Genomic DNA, 5,283 nt, shown 5'->3' on the forward strand with positions numbered 1-5,283 from the left:
GCCCCGGCGTGAGCGCGCCGCCGCCCCGCCGGGCCGGGCGCGGAACGCGGCGCCCGGCCCGGCAGGCCGCAGGGGGGCGCGCCCCGGCAGGAACGGGTGCGGCCGTCAGGCCACGAACGTCCGGGGGGCCTCCGTGCCCGTGGTCACTCCCGTCTCCACCAGCCGGGCCGCCGCCGCCAGGCGGGACGCCGCCTCCTCGGCGACCGGTCCGCCGACGGTGAACGGCAGGCGTACGTACCCCTCGAACGCGCCGTCCACGCCGAAGCGAGGGCCCGAGGGGACGCGCACACCGACGCGTTCGCCGACCTCCGCGAGGCGCGAACCGGAGAGGCCGCCCGCACGGACCCAGAGGGTCAGACCGCCTCCCGGTACCTCGAACTCCCAGGTGGGCAGTTCCTTGCGCAGCGCCGCGACGAGTTCGTCACGGTTCTGGCGCGCCTGGGTGCGGCGCAGCACCACCGCCTCGTCCCAGCCGCCCGTCCGCATCAGCCAGTTGACGCCGAGCTGCTCCAGCACGGGGGTGCCCAGGTCCGCGTAGGCGCGGGCGGCGACGAGGGAGCGGATCACGTCCGGTGCCGCCCGGACCCAGCCGATGCGCATACCCGCCCAGAAGGCCTTGCTGGCCGAGCCGACCGTGAGGACCGTGGAGCCGGCGGGGTCGAAGGCGCAGACGGCCCGCGGCATCTCCACGTCGTCGTCGAGACGGAGCTCGGACATCGTCTCGTCCACGACGAGGACCGTGCCGGCGGACCGGGCGGCATCGACGAGCTGCCGCCGCTGGTCCTCGTCGGCCAGCGCCCCGGTGGGGTTGTGGAAGTCGGCGACGACATAGGCGAGCCGGGGCGCGGCATCGCGCAGCACCTGCCGCCAGCGGGCCATGTCCCAGCCCTTCAGCCCCTGGGCCATCGCCACGGGCACGAGCCGCGCCCCGGCCTCCCGCATCAGCTGCAGGATGTTGGCGTACGAGGGCGATTCGACGGCGATGCGCTCACCGCGGCCGGCGAACAGATGGCAGATCGCGTCGATGGCGCCCATCGCGCCCGTGGTCACCATGATCTGCTCGGGCATCGTGGGGATGCCCCGCTCGGTGTACCGGTCGGCGAGCATCTGGCGCAGCGCGGGCAGGCCCGCCGGGTAGTCGCCATGGGTGTGCGCGTACGGTGGCAGCTCCTCCAGGGCTCCGTGGAAACCCCGGCTGAGCCAGGGCTCGGGAGCGGGGAGTGCGGCGCAGCCGAGGTCGATCATCGAGCCGAGGGACTCCGGCGGGAGGGGTTCGAGGCCGCGTGCGGGCAGCGGGTTCCCGGCGGGCACGGCGGTCCAGCTGCCGGCGCCCCGGCGGGACTCGAGGAATCCCTCGGAGCGCAGCGCTTCGTACGCCGCGGCGACGGTGGTGCGGCTGACGGCGAGGGAGAGCGCGAGCTCCCGCTCGGCGGGGAGCCGGGCGGCTACGGGCACCCGGCCTTCGAGAACGAGCAGCCGGACACCGTCGGCGAGCGCGCGGTAGGCGGGCGGCTTGCGCGTGCCGGGGCCGGCCGGGCGGGACTGCTGAGCGTTGAGCTGCCGGGCGAGCTGAGCCGCTCCGACCGCTGAAGTCCACTCCGCCATGAAAGTCAGTCCACCTTCCCCGAATTGGCCATGGTTGGCATCGGATTCCCAGCCACAGAGTGTCATGAGTCAGTCCACTCTCACCACTGGGGGGCAGAATTTTGTCCATCGCCACCGGCGCCACCGGCGCCTCCGGCCGTCATCTCGTCCGCCGGCTGATGCAGCTCTACGTCGGACTGACGCTGTACGGAGTGAGTTCCGCGGTGCTCGTGCGCGGCGGACTGGGGCTCGAGCCCTGGGGTGTGCTGCACCAGGGCATCGCCGAGCGGACCGGACTGACCATCGGCGTGGTCTCGATCATCGTCGGCGCCGTCGTCCTTCTGCTGTGGATCCCGATCCGGCAGAAGCCGGGGCTCGGCACCGTCTCCAACGTCTTCGTCATCGGTGTCGCGATGGACGGCACGCTCGCCCTCGTGCCGGACGTGCACGGACCGGCCGCACAGATCCCGGTGATGGTCACCGGGATCGTTCTCAACGGTGTCGCGACCGGCCTCTACATCTCTGCCCGCTTCGGCCCGGGACCGCGCGACGGGCTCATGACGGGTCTGCACCGGCTCACGGGCCGCTCGATCCGGCTGGTCCGTACGGCGATCGAGGTGGCGGTCGTGGCCACCGGGTTCGTGCTCGGCGGCACGGTCGGCGTGGGCACCATCGCCTACGCCCTCGCCATCGGCCCGCTGGCACAGCTGTTCCTGCGTGTGTTCGCCATCCCGGCTGCGGACGAAGGAAGCACGGTGGTCGCCGGGGCGACACCGAAGCAGGCGATACTTCGTCCGTGACTCGTGCGACGCGCCCCCGGCACCCCTATCTCGACCACCCCACCCCGATACCGTTCGCCCATCGCGGCGGCACGGCCGACGGGCTGGAGAACACCGCGGCCGCCTTCCGGCGGGCGGCCGCGACCGGCTACCGCTACTTCGAGACCGATGTGCACACCACCGCCGACGGGAAGCTCGTCGCGTTCCACGACTCCACGCTGGACCGGGTGACGGACGCCCGCGGCCGGATCGCGGAGCTGCCCTGGAGCGAGGTGAGCCAGGCCCGGGTGGCGGGCAAGGAGCCGCTCCCCCTCTTCGAGGATCTGCTGGAGGAGTTCCCCCAGGTCCGCTGGAACGTGGACATCAAGACCGAGGGAGCGCTGGAGCCGCTGGTGGATCTGGTGCGGCGGACGGCGGTCTGGGACCGGGTGTGCATCGGCTCGTTCTCGGAGAGCCGGGTCGCCCGGGCACACCGGCTGGCCGGCCCGCGGCTGGCGACCTCGTACGGCGTGCGCGGGGTGCTGGCGCTGCGGCTGCGCTCCCTCGGCATCCCCGCGGCGGTGCGCGCGGGTGCGGTGTGTGCGCAGGTTCCGGAGTCCCAGAGCGGGATCAGGGTGGTGGACCGGCGCTTCGTCCGCGAGGCGCACGCACGGGGGCTTCAGGTGCACGTGTGGACGGTGAACGACCCGGATCGCATGGCCGCTCTCCTGGACCTCGGGGTGGATGGCATCATGACCGATCATCTGGAGATGCTGCGTACGGTGATGACCGACCGGGGAGTCTGGGTCTGAGGGTCTGAGCGTCGCGCGTCTCTCCACGGGGACGAACAAGGGGGGCGCGGCGTGACCGCTGAGACCGCGGACCGGGCCGCCGGGCCGGACGACGTCGATCGCCGGCGCGAGCAACGCGGCTGGTACTTTTACGATTTCGCCTGCTCCGTCTATTCGACGAGCGTGCTGACGGTCTTCCTGGGCCCCTATCTGACCGCGGTGGCGAAGGCCGCGGCGGACGCGGACGGCTTCGTCCATCCGCTCGGCATTCCGGTCCGCGCCGGTTCGGTGTTCCCGTACGCGGTCTCCGTCTCGGTGGTGCTGGCCGTGCTGGTGATGCCGCTCGCGGGCGCCGCGGCGGACCGCACGGGCCGCAAGAAGCCGCTCCTCGCCGTCTCGGCATACCTGGGGGCGGGCGCCACGGCGGGGATGTTCCTCCTCGACGGCGACCGCTATCTGCTCGGCGCGTTCCTGCTGATCGTCGCCAACGCGTCCCTGTCGGTGTCGATGGTCCTCTACAACGCGTATCTGCCGCAGATCGCCGAGCCCGAGGAACGGGACGCGGTGTCCTCGCGCGGCTGGGCCTTCGGCTATACGTCGGGTGCGCTCGTCCTCGTGCTCGATCTGGTGCTCTACACCGGCCACGACTCCTTCGGGCTCTCCGAGTCGGAGGCGGTCCGTATCTGCCTGGCCTCGGCCGGACTGTGGTGGGGAGCCTTCACGCTCATACCCCTGCGGCGGCTGCGCGACCGGCGGGTGCCTGCGGGCCAGGGCACGCAGCCGGCGGAGGGCGGGGTCGGTGCGGGCTGGCGGCAGCTGGTGGCGACCCTGCGGGACATGCGCCGGCATCCGTTGACGCTGTCGTTCCTGCTGGCCTATCTCGTCTACAACGACGGGGTTCAGACGGTGATCTCGCAGGCGTCGGTGTACGGCTCGGAGGAACTGGATCTGGATCAGACCACGCTGATCACGGCGGTGCTGCTGGTGCAGGTGCTGGCTGTGGCGGGCGCGCTGGGGATGGGGCGGCTGGCCAGGTCGTACGGGGCGAAGCGGACGATTCTCGCTTCGCTCGCCGTATGGACGCTGATCCTCATGGCCGGTTTCCTGCTGCCGGCCGGGGAGCCGGTCTGGTTCTACGCGCTGGCCGCCGCGATCGGGCTGGTGCTGGGCGGCAGCCAGGCGCTGTCGCGGTCGCTGTTCTCGCATCTGGTGCCGCGCGGCAAGGAGGCCGAGTACTTCTCGGCGTACGAGATGAGCGACCGCGGGCTGAGCTGGCTGGGACCGCTGGTGTTCGGTCTGGCGTTTCAGCTGACGGGCAGCTACCGGGATGCGATCATCTCGTTGGTGATCTTCTTCGGGCTCGGGTTCGTGCTGCTCGCGAGGGTTCCGGTGCGGCGTGCGGTGGCCGCTGCGGGGAACCCCGTTCCGGAACGGATTTAGACGTTGAAGTGAAAGGCCGGTAGTGTACGCCTTTGGCCTGCCAGGCGGACCGTTACTGCGCGCTGAGGAACTCAAAACGCTGGGTGACACTTTCTGCCAGATGTGACAAACCGGGCACTGGTGGGTACCCAAACCCTGGAAAAGCAGCGGCACGACGGGCGACGACGCATGACCGGCAACGGGAATCTTTACCGCCGACCGGACGTTGACCGGATGACGACGACAGCGACACCTGTCCTGTGGGCGACAAGCCCGGGAGGCACGATTCATGAGTGAGCGAGCTCTTCGCGGCACGCGCCTCGTGGTGACCAGCTACGAGACCGACCGCGGCATCGATCTGGCCCCGCGCCAGGCGGTGGAGTACGCATGCCAGAACGGACATCGTTTCGAGATGCCGTTCTCGGTAGAGGCGGAGATTCCGCCGGAGTGGGAGTGCAAGGCGTGCGGCGCCCAGGCACTCCTGGTGGACGGGGATGGCCCCGAGGAGAAGAAGGGCAAGCCTGCGCGTACGCACTGGGACATGCTCATGGAGAGGCGCACGCGCGAGGAGCTCGAGGAGGTGCTGGCCGAGCGGCTGGCGGTCCTGCGCTCCGGAGCCATGAACATCGCGGTACACCCGCGCGACAGCCGGAAGTCCGCGTAACGACGCACCACCACATCGCATAAAGCGCAGGAGCCGCGGGCTGCCGCACACATCACGTGTGCCGCAG

At 71.1% G+C, this 5,283-nt stretch carries 5 protein-coding genes; 4 read left to right on the forward strand and 1 reads right to left on the reverse strand.

What is annotated here, in order from left to right; all coding sequences use genetic code 11:
* Positions 1–105: 105 nt before the first annotated feature.
* On the reverse strand, positions 106–1,605 hold the full coding sequence (locus ACWGI8_RS38695; protein ID WP_453668126.1) for an SCO1417 family MocR-like transcription factor: 1,500 nt from the start codon (positions 1,603–1,605) through the stop codon (positions 106–108).
* Between the two features lie 158 nt (positions 1,606–1,763).
* Between ACWGI8_RS38695 and yczE the strand changes: the two genes are divergently transcribed.
* From yczE to ACWGI8_RS38715, 4 genes are all read left to right on the forward strand, one after another.
* The gene (yczE, locus tag ACWGI8_RS38700) at positions 1,764–2,384 is read left to right on the forward strand and encodes a membrane protein YczE (protein ID WP_453668129.1); all 621 of its coding nucleotides are present in this window, start codon (positions 1,764–1,766) and stop codon (positions 2,382–2,384) included.
* Entirely contained in the window at positions 2,381–3,154 is a 774-nt protein-coding gene (locus tag ACWGI8_RS38705) for a glycerophosphodiester phosphodiesterase (protein ID WP_453668127.1), read from the forward strand. Before yczE ends, ACWGI8_RS38705 begins: the two co-directional genes overlap by 4 nt.
* Positions 3,155–3,205: 51 nt before the next feature.
* The gene (locus tag ACWGI8_RS38710; RefSeq protein WP_453668128.1) at positions 3,206–4,573 is read left to right on the forward strand and encodes an MFS transporter; all 1,368 of its coding nucleotides are present in this window, start codon (positions 3,206–3,208) and stop codon (positions 4,571–4,573) included.
* A 268-nt stretch (positions 4,574–4,841) separates the two neighbouring features.
* Positions 4,842–5,216 carry an RNA polymerase-binding protein RbpA gene (locus ACWGI8_RS38715; protein ID WP_003959706.1) on the forward strand — a complete coding sequence of 125 codons (375 nt, stop codon included), beginning with the start codon at positions 4,842–4,844 and terminating at the stop codon, positions 5,214–5,216.
* Positions 5,217–5,283: the final 67 nt, after the last annotated feature.

It is taken from the genome of Streptomyces sp. NPDC054841, assembly GCF_053611045.1.

Coding starts and splice junctions, on each gene's coding strand:
- ACWGI8_RS38695 (WP_453668126.1), bottom strand. CDS start 1,605: ATGGCGGAGTGGACTTCAGCGGTCGGAGCGGCTCAGCTCGCCCGGCAG.
- yczE (WP_453668129.1), top strand. CDS start 1,764: ATGCAGCTCTACGTCGGACTGACGCTGTACGGAGTGAGTTCCGCGGTG.
- ACWGI8_RS38715 (WP_003959706.1), top strand. CDS start 4,842: ATGAGTGAGCGAGCTCTTCGCGGCACGCGCCTCGTGGTGACCAGCTAC.